At 59.7% G+C, this 16738-nt stretch carries 12 protein-coding genes; 5 read left to right on the forward strand and 7 right to left on the reverse strand.

Translation table 11 applies throughout. The features are described 5' to 3' along the window. Positions 1–121: 121 nt before the first annotated feature. Both ptsP and QEV83_RS02365 read right to left on the reverse strand, forming a co-directional pair. Positions 122–2386 (reverse strand): phosphoenolpyruvate--protein phosphotransferase, encoded by a 2265-nt coding sequence (gene ptsP / locus QEV83_RS02360; protein WP_280129691.1) that lies wholly within the window; start codon positions 2384–2386, stop codon positions 122–124. 268 nt (positions 2387–2654) lie between these two features. Beyond that, positions 2655–3893, reverse strand: a complete 1239-nt coding sequence (locus QEV83_RS02365) for an aspartate kinase (RefSeq protein WP_280129692.1) — start codon at positions 3891–3893, stop codon at positions 2655–2657. 119 nt (positions 3894–4012) lie between these two features. Here QEV83_RS02365 and ubiG point away from each other — a divergent pair, with 119 nt between their 5' ends. From ubiG to QEV83_RS02380, 3 genes are all read left to right on the forward strand, one after another. Beyond that, positions 4013–4786, forward strand: coding sequence for a bifunctional 2-polyprenyl-6-hydroxyphenol methylase/3-demethylubiquinol 3-O-methyltransferase UbiG (gene ubiG / locus QEV83_RS02370; protein WP_280130948.1), 774 nt, complete (start codon positions 4013–4015; stop codon positions 4784–4786). A 91-nt stretch (positions 4787–4877) separates the two neighbouring features. Further along, positions 4878–5387, forward strand: a complete 510-nt coding sequence (locus QEV83_RS02375; RefSeq protein ID WP_280129693.1) for a DinB family protein — start codon at positions 4878–4880, stop codon at positions 5385–5387. Positions 5388–5438: 51 nt separating this feature from the next. Then, positions 5439–5957: an N-acetyltransferase gene (locus QEV83_RS02380; protein WP_280129694.1), complete on the forward strand. Its 519-nt coding sequence runs from the start codon at positions 5439–5441 to the stop codon at positions 5955–5957. 56 nt (positions 5958–6013) lie between these two features. On the opposite strand, the gene QEV83_RS02385 is transcribed toward QEV83_RS02380, so the two are convergent. From QEV83_RS02385 to QEV83_RS02395, 3 genes are all read right to left on the reverse strand, one after another. Then, positions 6014–8110, reverse strand: a complete 2097-nt coding sequence (locus QEV83_RS02385; protein ID WP_280129695.1) for a hypothetical protein — start codon at positions 8108–8110, stop codon at positions 6014–6016. Positions 8111–8293: 183 nt separating this feature from the next. Beyond that, positions 8294–11545: a CusA/CzcA family heavy metal efflux RND transporter gene (locus QEV83_RS02390; protein WP_280129696.1), complete on the reverse strand. Its 3252-nt coding sequence runs from the start codon at positions 11543–11545 to the stop codon at positions 8294–8296. A 13-nt stretch (positions 11546–11558) separates the two neighbouring features. After that, positions 11559–12839: an efflux RND transporter periplasmic adaptor subunit gene (locus QEV83_RS02395; protein WP_280129697.1), complete on the reverse strand. Its 1281-nt coding sequence runs from the start codon at positions 12837–12839 to the stop codon at positions 11559–11561. A gap of 633 nt (positions 12840–13472) precedes the next feature. Here QEV83_RS02395 and QEV83_RS02400 point away from each other — a divergent pair. Together QEV83_RS02400 and xth are read left to right on the forward strand one after the other, a co-directional pair. Then, positions 13473–14744 carry an FAD-dependent monooxygenase gene (locus tag QEV83_RS02400; protein ID WP_280129698.1) on the forward strand — a complete coding sequence of 424 codons (1272 nt, stop codon included), beginning with the start codon at positions 13473–13475 and terminating at the stop codon, positions 14742–14744. Then, the gene (xth, locus tag QEV83_RS02405; RefSeq protein WP_280129699.1) at positions 14741–15517 is read left to right on the forward strand and encodes an exodeoxyribonuclease III; all 777 of its coding nucleotides are present in this window, start codon (positions 14741–14743) and stop codon (positions 15515–15517) included. Before QEV83_RS02400 ends, xth begins: the two co-directional genes overlap by 4 nt. 27 nt (positions 15518–15544) lie before the next feature. Here the strand turns inward: xth and QEV83_RS02410 are convergent, their stop codons facing one another. Both QEV83_RS02410 and QEV83_RS02415 read right to left on the reverse strand, forming a co-directional pair. Further along, complete coding sequence (locus tag QEV83_RS02410; protein ID WP_280129700.1) at positions 15545–15976, reverse strand: DUF1772 domain-containing protein; 432 nt, start codon at positions 15974–15976, stop codon at positions 15545–15547. Positions 15977–16041: 65 nt separating this feature from the next. Continuing rightward, positions 16042–16575, reverse strand: coding sequence for a hypothetical protein (locus QEV83_RS02415; RefSeq protein WP_280129701.1), 534 nt, complete (start codon positions 16573–16575; stop codon positions 16042–16044). Positions 16576–16738: the final 163 nt, after the last annotated feature.

Here is a 16738-nt window from a genome sequence, read left to right on the forward strand (position 1 = left end):
AACTTTGGCCGATCCTGGTAAGCGAATGGTTAATTTACGCCCGGTATGGACACGTTAGATGGAGGAAATCGCATGGATTTCGCGTGCCAAGGGCCACGGTTTGGTACGCTACACGTGATCTTTAGACTGGAATGCCCTTCGATTTCGCAAACTTCCGAAATTTGTCCCGTAACGAATGCCCCCCCTTCGCCTCGTTGATGAGGTTCAAGACAAAACTCTCCGCCTCACGCAAACGGGTTGCGAGGACCATTGCCTTCACGGGACCGATTGACGCCGCCGACATCGACAGGCCGCGATAGCCCAAGGCGAGCAGCACCATGGCTTCCAGCGGCTTGCCTCCCATTTCGCCACACAACGTCAAAGGTGTCGCGGATGCGCGTGCTGTGTCGGCGATCAGCTTCAAGGCGTGCAGGACTGGCGCCGACAGCGGATCGAACCGCGTCGCGACCCGCTTGTTGTCGCGATCCGCAGCATAAAGATATTGGATGAGGTCATTCGAGCCGACCGAAAGAAAATCAACCTGCTTGCAGGCCTCCTCAAGCTGCCAGAGCATGGAAGGCACTTCGATCATAATCCCGAGCTTGAGGCTCGAGGGCGCCGCCCGGCCATGCAAGCGCAAATGTGCGAGCTCACCCTCGACAAAGGCTTTCGCGGTTTCAAATTCTTCTAACGTTGCAATCATGGGAAACATGATTCGCATCTCGCGTCCCGAGCTTGCCCGCAATAAGCCGCGCAATTGCGAACGCAAAAGACCGGGCCGGTCGAGACCAATGCGGATGGCTCGCCAGCCAAGCGCCGGATTTTCCTCCTCGACTTTCGCCATATACGGCAGGATCTTGTCGGAACCAATATCCAGGGTCCGGAAGGTAATGGATTTCCCGTCAACCGAATCGAGAGCTGTCCGGTAAAGGGCTTCCTGCTCGCTCATCTTTGGCAAGCGCGAGGCGAGCATAAACTGGATCTCCGTCCGGAACAGCCCGACCGACACCGCCCCCGTCTCGGCGACATGCTGGAGATCGACGACCATGCCAGCATTCATATGCAGATCGATCGCGACGCCGTCCTTGGTGACGGTGGGCACGTCGCGCAATTTATGATACTGCGCTTGCTTACGGGCGCGCAGCCGCGCCTTTTCGGCATAGGAATGCTCGACATCCGGCGATGGCCGCAAATGAACGTCGCCCGAAAGCCCATCGACGATCAAAGCATCACCTGGCTCGACCAAATCGACGATATTGGCAACATCTCCAACAGCGGCAATGCCGAGCGCGCGAGCGACGATCGCGACATGGCTCAACGCGCCGGATTCCTCGAGAACCAATCCGCGAAGTTTTGCGCGGTCATATTCGAGGAGGGCGGCGGGCCCCATGGAGCGCGCGACAATGACCGAGTTATAAGGCATCTCGTCATGTGTTCCGACAAATCCCTGACCCGTGAGCTGATGCAGCAAACGGTTGGCGAGGTCGTCGAGATCATGCAACCGCTCGCGTATGTAGGGCTCGGTTTGCCGCTGCAATTTGGCGCGCGTGTCGTTTTGCACGCGTTCGACCGCCGCTTCCGCCGTCAGTCCGGTCGCCACCGCTTCGCGCAACCGCCGCAACCAGCCCCGGTCATGCGCGAAGAGCCTGAAAGTTTCCAGCACATCACGATGCTCTCCTGGACCCATGTTGCCGCGGTCGATGAGGAGATCGAGCGATCGGCGCATGGCACCAATCGCCGTATCGAGCCGTTCAATTTCCTTCTTGACGTCTTCGGCGACGAGTTGTTTGACGATGATACGCGGCTCATGCAAGACGACATGGCCAAGCCCGACGCCCTCGGCAATCGGGGTCCCCTTGAGGGCGAGCGGCCGGCGCAACGCGATGTCGCGCCCCGGCGGCGCCAGCGATTGCAACTCGCCCGACGCGATCATCTCGGCCAGCAGCATGGCCGTTGTCTGCAGCGCCTCGATTTCTTCCTCGGGATAGGCGCGGCGCGCCTTGTTTTGAACCACCAGCACGCCGAGTGTGTTGCCGCCACGCAGAATCGGCACGCCAAGGAACGAGGAATAGATTTCCTCGCCCGTTTCCGGCCGGTACATAAACGAGGGATGCAATTGCGCGTCGGCAAGCGCGAGCGGCTCGGCGGTCTCGGCGATCAAGCCGACCAGTCCTTCACCGGTGCGCAATGTGGTCAAGTGGACGGCTTCGCGATTCAACCCCTCGGTGGCATAAAGTTCGAGGCGTCCGTCGGCGCGCAGCACATAGACCGAGCAAACCTCCGCGACCATGTTCGCGGCTATATGCACGACGATCTTGTCGAGCCGCGCCTGCGGGCTGACCGGCTCGGCCATGACCTCGCGAAGGCGGCGCAGCAGCAGACGGGGACCGCCGAGCGTGCCAAACATGGACGTTTCCTGCTCCGATTTCAGATTACCATCCCCGCTGGCACACCCGCTCAGCCAGGGCTAGGCCGTTAACCGGCGGCCGCTCTGCCGATTTCAAGGTTCCAGCCCCCCACACAAAAAGCAATCCGCAGTCACTCCGCGCCTCAGGGGTGGACCACCCAACCAGACACAGAACTCCACGAAGTCTGGGCCTAATTGTCTTCCGGGGCTACCTGCAAACTCCAGACCACAGCTCAGAAATTTTTGGCGAGGCGTGTCGCGCTTTGGCTCAAGCTTTGTCCAGCCCATAAAGGCTGTGCAAAGTTCTTACGGCCAATTCGGTATAAGCGGCCTCGATCAAAACCGAAAATTTAATCTCTGACGTCGTGATCGCCCGGATATTGATCCCTTTTTCAGCCAGCGCCTTAAACGCCCGCGCCGCGACGCCTGCATGACTGCGCATGCCGACACCAATCGCCGACACTTTTACGACGTCGCTTGCCCCGTGCAAGCTCGTAAAGCCGATACGTTTCTGCTCCTGAAACAAGATCGTTTGCGCCCGCTCGAAGTCGGCCGCGGATACCGTAAAGGTAAGATCGGTCACACCTGATTCTTCCGACGCCACCTGAATGATCATGTCCACGTTGATATTGGCTTCGGCGAGCGGCATGAAAATGGCGGCCGCGACGCCGGGACTGTCCGCGACACGGCGCAATGTAAGCTGTGCCTCGTCCCGCGAGAAAGCGATCCCGGTGACCACATGGCTCTCCACTATATCCTCCTCGTCACAAATCAATGTCCCCTGATTGCTTTGGGCCGGGTCGTCGAAAGATGACCGGACAAATGTCTTGACCCTATGCGCCATGGCAAGCTCCACCGACCGCACATGGAGAACCTTGGCCCCGAGCGAGGCCATTTCCAGCATCTCCTCGAAGGCGATGCGATCGAGCCGCCTGGCTTTCGCGACAATTCTAGGATCTGTCGTATAGACTCCATCAACATCGGTATAAATGTCGCAGCGGTCCGCTCCAAGCGCCGCCGCCACGGCCACCGCGCTTGTATCCGACCCGCCGCGCCCAAGCGTGACAATACGGCCGCTTTCCTTATGAAGGCCTTGAAAGCCGGTGATGACCGCCACCTCACCCCGCGCCGCAAAACCATCGAGAATCGCTGTAGCACCAATATGTTGTATGCGTCCCGAGCCATGATCGTTCGATGTCAGGACCGGGATTTGCCAACCCTGCCACGAACGCGCCGGAATTCCCTGTTCCTGCAGAACGATGGCAAGGAGACCGGCCGTCACCTGCTCGCCCGAGGCAACCACGGCGTCATATTCCCGCCGGTCGTAAAGTTTTGCGGCGTCCTCGCACCACCCGACAAGCTGATTGGTCGCCCCGGCCATCGCGGAGACAACGACGGCGATGTCATGGCCAGACAGGCGCTCCCGCGCGATGTGCCTTGCAACATTGCGAATGCGTTCTATGTTCGCGACCGATGTGCCGCCAAATTTCATCACAAGACGGGACATCCGGTCGCAAACGCCTCCCTTCCGGCATCTGATTTTCGTTAAGGAAATCAACGGAGCCCGCGCGGGGCTGCCCGGCGAACATGCAAATGCCGGAACACGAAGTCAATGGGTATTCAACCATGCTTAGCCAGGAAAAAAGCCGCAGCGACACGACGATCGACCCGGAGGACGTTGCCCGCTTCGACCGGCTCGCCGCGCAATGGTGGGACAAGGACGGTCCCATGCAGGCGCTGCACAAATTCAACCCGGTCCGCATCGCCTGCCTCCGCGAGGTGCTCGGCCGCCACTTCCCGGCCGCGGACGCGCCACGCGACTGGCGTTCCGCCCAGGCGCTCCAAGGCTTGACCATTCTCGATATCGGCTGCGGGGCCGGTATTTTGTCCGAACCCCTGGCGCGGCTCGGTGCCAGCATGACCGCGATCGACCCGGCCGTTCGCAACATCGAGGCCGCGCGGCACCATGCCGCCAAGGCTGGTCTTGGTATCGATTACCGCTGCGCGAGTGCGGAGGACCTGGTCTCCGAGGGCGCCATCTTCGACGTCGTGCTGGCGATGGAAGTCATTGAGCATGTGAGCGATGTGGGGAACTTCCTGCGCCAGGCGGGCGCGATGGTGCGGCCTGGCGGACTGCTTGTCGCCGCTACGCTCAACCGGACCCTCAAGAGCTTCGCGCTTGCGATTGTTGGAGCCGAATATCTGTTGGGATGGGTGCCGCGAGGAACCCATAAATGGCGCCAATTCATCACCCCGCAGGAACTCGCCAAGGAGTTGCGGGCAAGCGGCTTGCACATCAAGAACGAGACGGGAGTTGCGTTTGATCCCTTAACCGGCAAATGGCAGCTCTCACACGACATGGATGTGAATTACATCATGGTTGCGAGCCGTCCGGAATGATGCCGCCGTCTCTTTCCACCTGATCTCTTCGAGCTTCCATGCGCAGAGCTCTTAAACCCAACCGTGATGGAATCTCCGGAAGCCGCTACACATGATCGACAAGCAATTCGTAAAACAGATGGCCAAATACAATCGCTGGCAAAACGCCAACCTGTACGCGTGCGGGGATGAACTTTCCGACGAGGACCGCAAAAGCGAGCTGGGCGCCTTCTTCGGTTCCATCCACGCCACGCTCAATCACTTGCTGTGGGCGGATCGCATTTGGATGCATCGTTTCGCTGGCACGGCAAAACCGTCCGAGGATATCAAGGCCTCGGTCGTGCGCATATCGAACTGGCTGGATCTCAAACAAGATCGTGAATCTCTCGATGAGGTGATCCTGCAATGGGCAGAAGGGCTCGCCGAAGAGTGGCTTGACGGTGAGCTGACCTGGTATTCAGGGGCCGCGCAAGCGGAGATCACACGTCCGAATTGGATTTTGGTCTCCCATATGTTCAATCATCAAACCCACCACCGCGGCCAGGTCCACTGCATGATCACACAATATGGCCTTAAGCCGCGCGACACGGACCTGATGATCATGCCCGTGAGCATTGATTGATTGACCAAATTTTAGCAGCGCGCGACTCCCGCGCCTATCAATGGCAAGCCGATGGCGGATGTTTCCCTCACCCTCAGCCCACAAACGCCCGCCGATCTCGCGGCGATCGAAAAACTGGACGAACGTGCCTTTGGGCCGGGACGCTTCGCCCGCTCCGCCTACCGGCTGCGCGAAGGGGTCGCGCCGGACTACAGCCTGTCCTTCGTTGCAAGGGTCGGCTCCTTGATGGTCGGCGCCAACCGGATGACGCCCATTTTTTGCGGTGAGTGCCCAGCGCTGCTGCTCGGACCTCTGACAGTCGATCCGCCATTTCGCTCGGGCGGCATTGGTGAAGAGCTGGTGATGAAATCGCTTCAAGCAGCGCGGACGGCAGGGCACCAGCTGGTCCTGCTCGTCGGTGACATGTCCTATTACGGCAAGATGGGTTTTTTTCCGGTGCCGCCGGGCAGACTCGTTTTCGCCGGACCCGTCGATCCCGATAGGCTGCTTTATTGCGAACTCGTCGAAGGTGCCTTCGATGGGGTCAAGGGCAAGGTGTGGCGGGTGTCGCGGCAGGGAGCGGCGCGCTAAGACAATATTTGCGGCTTCAAACCATGTCGATTGACCGCCGAAATCCGAACGATGCGTCAGTTATTTTTGCGGGCTCCCCCTCGCCCCTCGAACACCCAAGCCGAGATAATGCTCCCCAGCAGCGCGGCGAGGCCCAAAAATCCGATCGCCAGCGGCATGGCGCTGACTCCCTTTACTTCGCTCGCTCCGATGCGCTTGATCGCGGCATAGCCGGCACCGCCATAAATGGGGCTGTCGCCGATCGCGGCGAGACGCGGCAACTCGACGTCGCTATTCTCCGCGTTGCCGATTCGGCGCACGGTGCCTCCCGTCGCCTCCGCCAGAGGTTTGAGTTTGTCCGGGGTCGAGACGACTTCCTGGAATTCGCGTGGATTTTCCGGGCCGACATTGGCGAGGACCGATAAGGTTCCGTCGCTGAGCCGGTAGAGGCCGAGTTCCGCGGCATTCACGCTTGCCCGGGAAATGCCGGGCTCTCCCGGCGTTAAATTCACGCTCTCTTCGGCGCCCGAGGGGGAGGTGACAACCACCGGCGGCGTCTCTGGCTTCAGGCTTTGCCGCTCGATGTCGATGACATGCCCACGCACATTGGCACGCAAAGCCTCCTCTTCCAATTCGGGTTCCTTCATCAGCCAGTGAGCGAGCTTGCGCAGAAGATCAAGGTGCGGTCCCCCGCCTTCGAATCCGCGTGCCCAGAGCCACATCTGATCCGTGAGCAGAAGCGCAACCCGCCCCTTGCCCTCGCGCGAAAGAACCAACAGTGGCTTTCCAGCCGCCCCCGATAAAATACTGGACCCATGCGTGACCTCGGCGTTGACCTGGCGGAACCATTCGCTCCACGCGGGCGGATCCTGATTGGCTCCCGGCAGGCCGCGCGTCACCGGATGTTTGACGCCATCGCCGCTGATCGCGGCGCGGAACGCGTGTTCGGTCAGGGTTCCGTCCGGGCGCGCGGGGGCGATCCGCCCCAGGGGGGAGAAATAAAGCCCTTCCGGCTTGGCGAAATCAGGCCCCGCCGCCAACAGGAGGGCGCCGCCTTCGCGCACATAGCGGACGATATTATCGAAATAAATCAGCGGCAGCACGCTTTGATTCGAATAGCGGTCAAAGACGATCAGGTCGAATTCCTTGATCTTCCGGCCGAAGAGATCGCTTGTCGGAAAGGCGATCAGCGACAATTCGTTGATCGGCGTTCCGTCCTGCTTTTCGGGCGGCCGCAAAATCGTGAAATGCACAAGATCGACATTGGCGTCCGACTTCAAAAGATTGCGCCACATGCGTTCGCCCGCGTGCGGCTCCCCGGAGACAAGCAGAACCTTCAATTTGTCGCGGACGCCGTCGATCGACAGGACCACCTTATTATTGATCGCGGTTAACTCATCGGGTAACGCTTCGACCTCGATCTCGATGATATTTTGGCCGCCATGTTCGATTCGCACCGGCACGCGAATCCGTTCGCCGGGTGTAGCGTCGAGCGTGGCGATTGGGTTCCCGTCGCGGCGAATCTTGAGCGCGACGGGGTCGCTACCGTTCGCCGTATCGCTTACCCGCAACTCGATCGTTTGATCCTTCCCGACAATGCCGAAGCGCGGCGCCTCCAAAAGCTCGATGCGCCGGTCGCGTTCACCTTCATGGCCGGTGACCAGTGCATGCAGTGGCGCCTTGAAGCCGAGCGCGTTGGCGATGCGTGGAATATCGTCGACGACGCCGTCGGTGATCATGAAAACACCGCCCAGCCGGTCCAAGGGAACATCGGCAAGCCCGGCGTTCAGCGCGGCGAAGAGCCGTGTCCCCTCCGTTTCGCTCTCCTCGCGGCTGCTCTCGATCACACGCACCTCAACATTGCCGAGCGCGTTGAGGTTTTTTTCGAGTGCGGCGCGCGCCTTTTCTGTCTGCGCAGGGCGTTCGCCAATCGTCTGACTCCCGCTTTTATCGACAACAACGGCAACCACTTCCTTCAGCGGGTTGCGGTCTTCATGGACCAAGGATGGGCCGGTCATCGACAACAAAAGCAGGGCGAGGCCAAGCGCCCGGAGAAATGTCCCGCGTCTGCGTGTGTAAAAGCCCAAACCAACAAGGCCCAAGGCGATCACCGCCAGTCCGGCGAGAAGCGGCAAGGGCAACAGCGGCGCAAATGATAAATTAAACTCGCTCATTCATCCTCAAATGCTAGCAGCCTCAAACCATTGCAATCTCAAATGCTTGCAGCTTCGAACGCTCACCGACCCGCTCGCTACGAGCTGTTGCCGGTTCTGCCCGCCCATCGGCGACCTTTACACTCCATTTCAATTTCGGCAACGTCAGGGTCAATGGTTGTGCTCACGGCTGCTTTAGACGCGTTATTCATAGGCTGCGCCACGGCAAGCTTCCTCCTTTGAACGCCCGATTGCCTTGGCTGTGGATTTATGATGGCCGAAGCGCGCATAAAGGGCTGGTAAGACGAGCAATGTGAGGAGCGTCGCACTGATCAAGCCGCCAATCACGACCGTCGCGATAGGTTTTTGTACCTCGGCACCGGTGCCGGTTGCCAAGGCCATTGGCACAAAACCGAGCGAGGCGACGAGAGCCGTCATCGCAACTGGCCGCAACCGGGTGATAGCGCCTTGATAAATCGCGGAAAGGAAGGGCATCCCCTCCCCGATCAGCTGCTTGATGTAGCTCAGCATCACGAGACCGTTCAACACCGCCACGCCAGAGAGCGCGATAAACCCGACCGCCGCCGAAACGGAAAACGGCATGCCGCGCAGCCACAATGCAACAACGCCGCCGGTCAGGGCCAGGGGAACGGCGCTGAACACGAGGAGTCCGTCGCGCGGGCTGCCAAGAGCGGTATAGAGCAGCAGGTAGATCAAGAAGAAGCAGCCTGGCACCACGATCATCAGACGCTGCCGTGCGGCGGCGAGATTCTCGAACTGGCCGCCCCAAGTCACCCAATATCCGGCTGGTAGTTGAATCTTTTGCGCGACTTTTCCTTGCACCTCGGCCACTAGCGAGGCAATGTCGCGGCCTCGCACATTCGCCGTGACGACGACGCGCCGCTTGCCATTTTCGCGCGAGATCTGATTTGGCCCCTCCGACATCACAAAGCGTGCGACTTGCTTGAGCAAGATCGCGGTCTCCCGCCCGTTTTGAGTCGAAGGTGGCAATGGCACTGGCAGGTTCTTCAACGCTTCCATATTCTCGCGCAGCTGGTCATTGAGACGGACGATAATGGGGAAACGCCGGTCTCCTTCAAAGACGACACCGGCTTCGCGCCCGCCGATCGCCGCGCCGATAACATCTTGGACAGCGGATAGGCTAAGACCGAGACGGGCGATCTCCGCCTTGTCGATCTTGATCTCCAGGAACGGAAGGCCTTCCACTTGCTCGACCTTGACATCCTCGGCACCCTGGGCGCCACGCAAGAGGGAGGCGATTTGGTTTGCAACCCGCAACATCGGCTCGAACTCCTCGCCGAAGACCTTGATGGCAATGTCGCCGCGCACCCCCGCGATCAATTCGTTGAAACGCCACTGAATCGGCTGGGAGAATTCATAGGCATTGCCGGCCAAACCTCCCAGAGCCTCCTCTAACTGCTGCTGTAGCTCCGCCTTGGTCAGGTGCGGGTCAGGCCACTCGTTCCTCGGCTTAAACATGATGAATGTGTCCGAAGTGTTGGGAGGCATCGGATCCGTCGCCACTTCGGCCGTTCCCGTTTTTGAGAAGACGACTGCGACTTGTGGAAACCGGCGGACAGTCTTCTCGATCATGAGCTGCATGGCTTGCGATTGGGAAAGCGACGTGCTCGGAATACGCAAGGCATTCATGGCGATATTTTTCTCATCGAGCGTCGGAATGAACTCCTGGCCAAGCCGGGTAAAGAGCAGTCCCGCAAAAATGAGCAACACCACGGCGCCAGCGATGAAGGCAGCCGGAGCATCAATGGCGCGGCGCAGCGCGGGCGCGTAGAGCGCCTTAAGCCCGCGAACGAAAACATTCTCCTTTTCCTGAATACAGCCTGTGATCGCGATGGCGATCATCGCGGGCACGAAGGTCAACGAGAGGACGAACGCAGAGGCAAGCGCGATAATGACCGTCAGTGCCATCGGTTCGAACATCTTTCCTTCGATGCCTGTGAAAGTCAGGAGCGGCACATAAACCAAAATAATGATGGCTTGGCCGTAGACGGTAGGCTTGATCATCTCCTGCGCCGACTCGATCACAGTGCTCAGACGCTCTGCTTGAGTGAGCGGGCGTCGAGACGCGTGCTGACGGCCAGCCAAGCGTCTGAGGCTGTTCTCTGTGATGATGACGGCGCCATCGACAATGAGACCAAAATCGAGGGCGCCGAGACTCATGAGATTCGCGCTGATCTTGCCTTGGACCATTCCCGCCATGGTGAGCAGCATCGCGATCGGGATCACCAAAGCCGTGATGAACGCGGCCCGGAAGTTTCCAAGCAGCAAGAATAGAACGAGGATGACGAGGAACGCGCCCTCGGCGAGATTTGTCGCAACCGTCTTCACGGTCGCGTCCACAAGGAGCGTACGGTTCAAAACCGTCTCGACCTCGACGTCGGGCGGAAGCGAGCGGCTGATCTCCTTCATTTTGGCATCGACCATCGCCGATACGCTGCGGCTGTTGCCACCGATCAGCATCAACGCCGTACCGACGACGGCCTCCTCGCCATTCTCGCTGGCGCTGCCAGTCCGCAGCTCCCGTCCGAGCTTCACCTCCGCGACATCCTTCACCCGCACGGGCACGCCGCCCCGGGTCGCAACGACGACATTGCCAATGTCCCGAATGCTTTCCAAGCGCCCGCTGGACCGCACGACAAAGGATTCGCCATTGTCCTCGAGGTAGCCGGCGCCGCGGTTCACATTGTTGCTCTCGATCGCCGTGGCGAGATCGCCGAAGGAGAGGTCAAGCCCGATGAGCTTCGCCGGGTCCGGCTGGACGTGGTATTCCTTCTGGAATCCGCCGATGGTGTCGACACCGGCAACCCCTGGGACCATTTTGAGCTGCGGACGAATGATCCAAGTCTGCACGGTACGAAGATAGGCCGTGCGTTCGAGACCAGGAGTAAGGTGCTCGCCTTCTGGTGTAATGTAGCTCCCATCGCTTTGCGACCCGGGTTTGCCATCCTTTCCCAGCGCATTCTTGTCCGGCGGCTTATAGTGGACGGTCCACATGTAAATCTCGCCAAGCCCGGTGGAGACGGGTCCCATGCGCGGCTCGGCGCCCGGCGGCAGATTCACCTTGGCCTCGGTCAACCGCTCATTGACCTGCTGGCGCGCGAAATAAATATCGGTCTTGTCGTCGAAGACGGCGGTTATCTGCGAAAAGCCGTTGCGCGAAAAGGACCGCGTATATTCGAGCCCAGGGATTCCGGCGAGCGCGGTCTCGAGTGGATAGGTGACTTGCTTTTCAATATCAATGGGCGAGAGCGCTGGCGCAATCGTGTTGATTTGCACCTGGTTGTTGGTGATATCGGGGACCGCGTCGATCGGCAGTCTGGTCATCGACCAGGCGCCAAAGGCGGCGGCTGCAAGGGTGAGCAGTACGACAAGCCAGCGCTGATGAACGGAAAAGGATAAAACGCGCGCAATCATTGAAGTTTCCGATCTAATCGCCTGCCCCAGCGTCGCCCTTGCCAAGTTCGGCCTTGAGCAGGAATGTGTTTTTGACCGCGATCTGTTCGCCCGAAATGAGGCCGGACGTGATTTCGACAGCTTGCGCGTCCGAGCCGCCGATCGTGACGATTCGCTTTTGAAACCCCCCTGATGTCCGGACAAAAACCACTTGCTCGCCGCCGATTGTCTGGAGCGCCGTGCGGGGAACGCGGACATCCACGGGATCTTCCTTGATCGCAATCGCGGCTGTCACGACAGCGCCAGGGCGCCAGAAGAAGTCCGCGTTGGCGATCTCGGAAATCACCCTTGCCGAGCGCGTATCGGGATGCACAAGCGGGCTGATGAATATGATCCGTCCATCACCGTGCTTGCCGCCGTCCCCGCCGCTTGTGAGGGTGACCGCCTGGCCTTCCTCGATCATAAGGAGATCTGCTGTTGGCACCGCCAACTCGATCCAGACCCTGGAGAGATCGGCAATCATATAGAGATCCGACGGATCACCCTGGCTCCCGACCAAGGAGCCGACATCCACTTTGCGCTCGATCACCCTGCCGCTGATCAGAGACCGGATTTCATAGGCCCGAAGGCTTGAGACACCGGATTTCGCGGCGCTGTCTTGCTTCGCCGCCTTCGCCACTTCGGCTGGATCGAGGTTGAGCGCGGAAAGTTTCTGCCGGGCCAAATCGAGTCTCAGCTCTGTCTCCAGAAACTTGGCGCGTGCTTGAAGATACTGCTGTTCAGCGGAGATCCTCTTGGCCCAAAGAACCTGCGAACGTTCGAACATCGTCTTATCCAGATCAAAGGCGACCGAAGCCGTCAGATATTCGCTTTTGGCATCGGCGACCTCGCGGCTGTCGAGAACGGCCACGACCTCACCTTGGGTGACGGAATCTCCCAAACGTTTGCGCATTTGGGTGACCGTGCCGACCACCCTGGCGGGCACGCGAGCAACCAGATCCGCATCCAAGATGACCGTGCCCGGCACGCTAAGCAGCCGCGCAAGAACGCCTCCCTCGACCGGGGCAACCTCGATTTCCTGTGCCGCGATCCGATCCGCCGCCATGTCGATCAAGCCATCCGGCGTTTTGCCGGTCTCAGTCACGCCTTGTGGGGGCGTGGATTTTTTTTCCGGCGCCGCGAGCTCGGCTTGTGTTGCCGCCGCCATCGTCTTTGAGGCGAAGACAGCACGCGCGCTTAGCAACCCCTGTGTCGCCACGCCAGCCAACGCGGCACCGCTGGCCAAAAGGGTCACGATGATGAAAATCCGTTTCATATGAGACTTCTGTCTGCGCCGTGTTTCGAACGCGGCTTGTGCACAGTGCCCGCCGCACGAGGGGCGCGCGTTTATGAGGCGAGTGCGCGCGTGCGGGTCTGCAAGCGCACCAGCGGCGAACGTCACCACACATGTGATGACATCGAATTAAGCGCGCGGCGGCTCTTGGGGAGGATATGGTTCCTGCGACGCAAACATATTGATGCGCGTCAAATAGCTTGCGGGAACCGGGTCGATGGGGAGGATGACAATTGTATTTTCGGCGTGAACCAGCTGATGGTGCTCAAAATACATGTGGCAAGCGAGAGCTTGGGCTAATAGCTCGTTTGTGCTGCGTTGGGCCGAAACAGCCGGCACCGGCATACCGTTCATGTCCGCGCAAGGCGCGGCTCCCGCAGGGGTCTCGAAAACCGGATCCAGGAGAGCGAATGCGAGGGTAAAAGCCGCAATCAGCCCCGCCAGCACCCGCCAAGCGGGAGCTGCCCTCTTGCCTCGTCTCTTGTGGTCACGACACATGCGACTCGATATAATGGCCCTCCGTCTTCGCGTAAAGGTCCAACTCTTCCGCGTGCCAGACATCCGCAACTCGCCAAAGACGCCGCGCTGGTCTAAATAGGCTCGCAAAGGTGGCCAATGTCTGTTCCTATTGCCGAAACACAAGCCGACATTCTCGTTGCTGGCGCTGGTGCGGCCGGTCTTTCTGCCGCGCTCGCCCTGGCGCAAGCGGGATTTTTCACCGTCTGCGTTGGCCATGTCGATACCCGCCCCAACGGCCGGACCGTCGCGCTTTTTGAGGCTTCGCTCCGGTTTTACAAAGCCCTCGGCGTCTGGCCGTATTTTCGCGGCAAGACCGCGCCGCTTGCCAAAATCACCATGCTGGATGCCACCAATGCGCGGCTGCCGGTGCCCTCGCTCACCTTCGCGGCGAGCGAGATCGGCCTTGCCGCCTTTGGCGAGAATGTCGAAAACAATGTCCTGATCGAAGGCCTTGCAGACATCGCCTCGGCGTCCCCGAACCTGCTTCTGCGCGAAGGCATGATCGGCGATATTCACTTCGAATCTGACTCCGTCCACGCCAGCCTCGCCGATGGATCTCGTATCTCGGCAAGGCTCGCCGTCGCCGCCGACGGCCGCAAATCCCTTCTCCGGACAAAAGCGGGAATTGGCACCCGCACTTGGACCTATCCGCAAATTGCCTTCACAGCCCTGCTCGCGCACGCCAAACCGCACCGGAATATCTCGACGGAATTTCACACGCGTTCGGGTCCATGCACCCTGGTTCCGCTTCGCCCAGCCGGCGGCAAGCCAAACCGCTCAAGCCTCGTGTGGCTCATGTCCGCGTCGGATGCGGAGCAGCGGCGCGCCCTCCCCCAATCTGCCCTCGAACAAGAAATCGAAGACCAAATCGATTCGCTTCTGGGCAAGATCGAGATCGATGGGCCCTGCGGCTTTTTCCCTATGGCAGGGATGAGCACAAATCGACTCTGCGGCCATCGCGTCGCCCTTGTCGGCGAAGCCGCGCATATTTTTCCACCCCTTGCCGCGCAAGGGCTCAACCTCAGTCTGCGCGATGCCGCCGCGCTTGTCGAAGTTTTGGAGGACGCACGGGCAACCGGCGACGATATCGGGGCCGCGCAAACCCTCAAACCTTATGAGAGCAGCCGCCGGAGCGACATCTTCCTACGTACGAATGGCGTCGATATTCTCAATCGCTCCTTGCTTACCGATTTTTTTCCCGTGGATTTTCTGCGTGGCGCCGGTTTGCTGGCTTTCTCGGCGATCGGCCCATTGCGCCGGGCCTTGATGCGGGAGGGCGTTCTCCCCCATGGGGCCTTGCCGCGTCTCATGCAAGAGCCGGCCGGCAACCGTTTGACGCGATCGTCCCGGGCTCTTGCCAGGCCATGAAAATCGCGACCTGGAACGTCAATTCCGTCCGCCAGCGAACTGAACATTTGGTGCGCTATCTTCGCACCGCGAAGCCCGATGTTCTTTGCCTGCAAGAACTGAAATGCATCGACACTGCGTTCCCCTATGCGGAGATCGAAGCGGAAGGCTACAATGCCGCCGTGCATGGGCAAAAAGGCTTTAACGGGGTTGCCCTACTCGCCAAGACGCCGATCGAAGTCGCGCGGGGGCTGCCGGGCGATCCGGACGATGAGCAGGCGCGATATATCGAGGCAGTCGTCCCAAACGGCGAGGGAGTTGTCCGCGTCGCCTCGATCTATCTGCCGAACGGCAATCCGCCGCAAACGGAGAAATACAGCTACAAGCTCGCCTTCATGGACCGGCTCATCGCGCATGCGAAAGATCTGCTGGCGCTCGAGGAGCCGCTTGTTCTTGCCGGCGACTACAATGTGATCCCGATGCCTCGCGACGCCGCCGATCCCGCTGCCTGGGAGGACGATGCGCTCTACCTACCGCAGACGCGGGCGCGCTTCCGTGGCCTTCTCAATCTGGGGCTGACCGATGCGCTGCGTGCGACCAGTGACGCGGCGGGACTCTACACATTTTGGGACTATCAAGCGGGCGCCTGGCAACGCAACAAGGGCATCCGCATCGATCATCTGCTGCTCTCTCCGCAAGCAGCGGACCAGCTGTCAGAAGTCGCGATCGTGAAGGAGAGCCGGGCGGAGGACAAACCTTCCGATCACGTGCCGGTGGAAATCATTTTGGCGTGAGCGCCACATGCCTAGAGCGAACCACTCCTATAGGAGCGACGCCCAAAGAAACATCACGGTCGCGGCAGCGCCGAGAGAACTCCGAACAGCATGCAGCCGTCCCCACTGCTGAATCAACGCGCGGCTCTCAGGCCCAGCCTTCTCTGGTTCCATCGCCATGAGACGATTGTTCACCGGCATGATCACGATCAGGGTGAATGGCCAATTCGCGACAAGGACAAGCGCGCCAGCGAGCCAGCGCCAATCCGATTGAAAGTAAGCGGCACTGGCACCTAAGACAAAGCCGATTACCGCTAAAGACGCGTTCATCGCAAAGCCGCGCTTATATGCGGGTTTCCACTCCGCGAGGAGGGCACGGTCGTCAAGCCCAAGGCGGGCGGGGTGTTCCGCGATGTTGATGTAGACCGCGGCACCGGTAAAGAGCGCGGCGGTGATGAGCGCCAATTGTCCTGCGAGCACGATGTCACCCCCATGATCTAATAAACACCGGCTCGCAGTGCCGCGCGATAATCCGGAACGGCGGCTTAGCGTGCATCCGAAGCAGGTACCAGATTACGGACCTCTATTTTGACGATATTCGAAACAAAGCGTCCTCCCATCTTGTCGCCTGGAGCGACAATCTTCGCAAAGCCGTCTGACCCGAGCGGCAGGCCATCCTGGGCATAAGCGATCACGATTTGATCGCCGCCAAATCCCGGCGTAACCTCCCCGGCACCAAAGACCGACGTATATCCATCACTGCCTGTAACGATGATGACGAGACGCAGAATATCGTTCTTTATGGTTGGATCCACGACAATGCCAGTAGATTGCAGCAGCTCCCAAAGCAAGGCTCCCGTAAAATTGTGCGACTGGACCGACCCCGCAGCAAAGTACGTTACGTTCTCTGATGTTACCGGCAGTTTCTTTAGCGCCGTCAGATCGAAGGTCGTGGACTTTTTGACCTGGCCGAAAACACGAAAGGCCGTGGGAATCGGCGCCGTTTGGGCTTCTGCTATTGGAGAAAAGCTCACCGCCGCGAGTAACAGCAGCGCCGCTGCAAAAAAGCGCGATTTCATAAAGATCCCCTGAATGGCGTTGAAAGGCGTTTCGCGGCTATGATTGCTCTTTGGCCGCCGCTATATATAGAAAATATATAACAAATAAGTCAAACTGGCTTCGTCCACACGCCCCGGCGCTGGTATTTGCAGCAGATCAAAGCATGGCGCCGATAGTGTTTGA

The sequence above is a fragment of the Methylocapsa sp. D3K7 genome (assembly GCF_029855125.1).
Taxonomy (GTDB): Bacteria; Pseudomonadota; Alphaproteobacteria; order Rhizobiales; family Beijerinckiaceae; genus Methylocapsa.

Coding starts and splice junctions, on each gene's coding strand:
- ptsP (WP_280129691.1), bottom strand. CDS start 2,386: ATGTTTGGCACGCTCGGCGGTCCCCGTCTGCTGCTGCGCCGCCTTCGC.
- QEV83_RS02365 (WP_280129692.1), bottom strand. CDS start 3,893: ATGTCCCGTCTTGTGATGAAATTTGGCGGCACATCGGTCGCGAACATA.
- ubiG (WP_280130948.1), top strand. CDS start 4,013: ATGCTTAGCCAGGAAAAAAGCCGCAGCGACACGACGATCGACCCGGAG.
- QEV83_RS02375 (WP_280129693.1), top strand. CDS start 4,878: ATGATCGACAAGCAATTCGTAAAACAGATGGCCAAATACAATCGCTGG.
- QEV83_RS02380 (WP_280129694.1), top strand. CDS start 5,439: ATGGCGGATGTTTCCCTCACCCTCAGCCCACAAACGCCCGCCGATCTC.
- QEV83_RS02385 (WP_280129695.1), bottom strand. CDS start 8,110: ATGAGCGAGTTTAATTTATCATTTGCGCCGCTGTTGCCCTTGCCGCTT.
- QEV83_RS02390 (WP_280129696.1), bottom strand. CDS start 11,545: ATGATTGCGCGCGTTTTATCCTTTTCCGTTCATCAGCGCTGGCTTGTC.
- QEV83_RS02395 (WP_280129697.1), bottom strand. CDS start 12,839: ATGAAACGGATTTTCATCATCGTGACCCTTTTGGCCAGCGGTGCCGCG.
- QEV83_RS02400 (WP_280129698.1), top strand. CDS start 13,473: ATGTCTGTTCCTATTGCCGAAACACAAGCCGACATTCTCGTTGCTGGC.
- xth (WP_280129699.1), top strand. CDS start 14,741: ATGAAAATCGCGACCTGGAACGTCAATTCCGTCCGCCAGCGAACTGAA.
- QEV83_RS02415 (WP_280129701.1), bottom strand. CDS start 16,575: ATGAAATCGCGCTTTTTTGCAGCGGCGCTGCTGTTACTCGCGGCGGTG.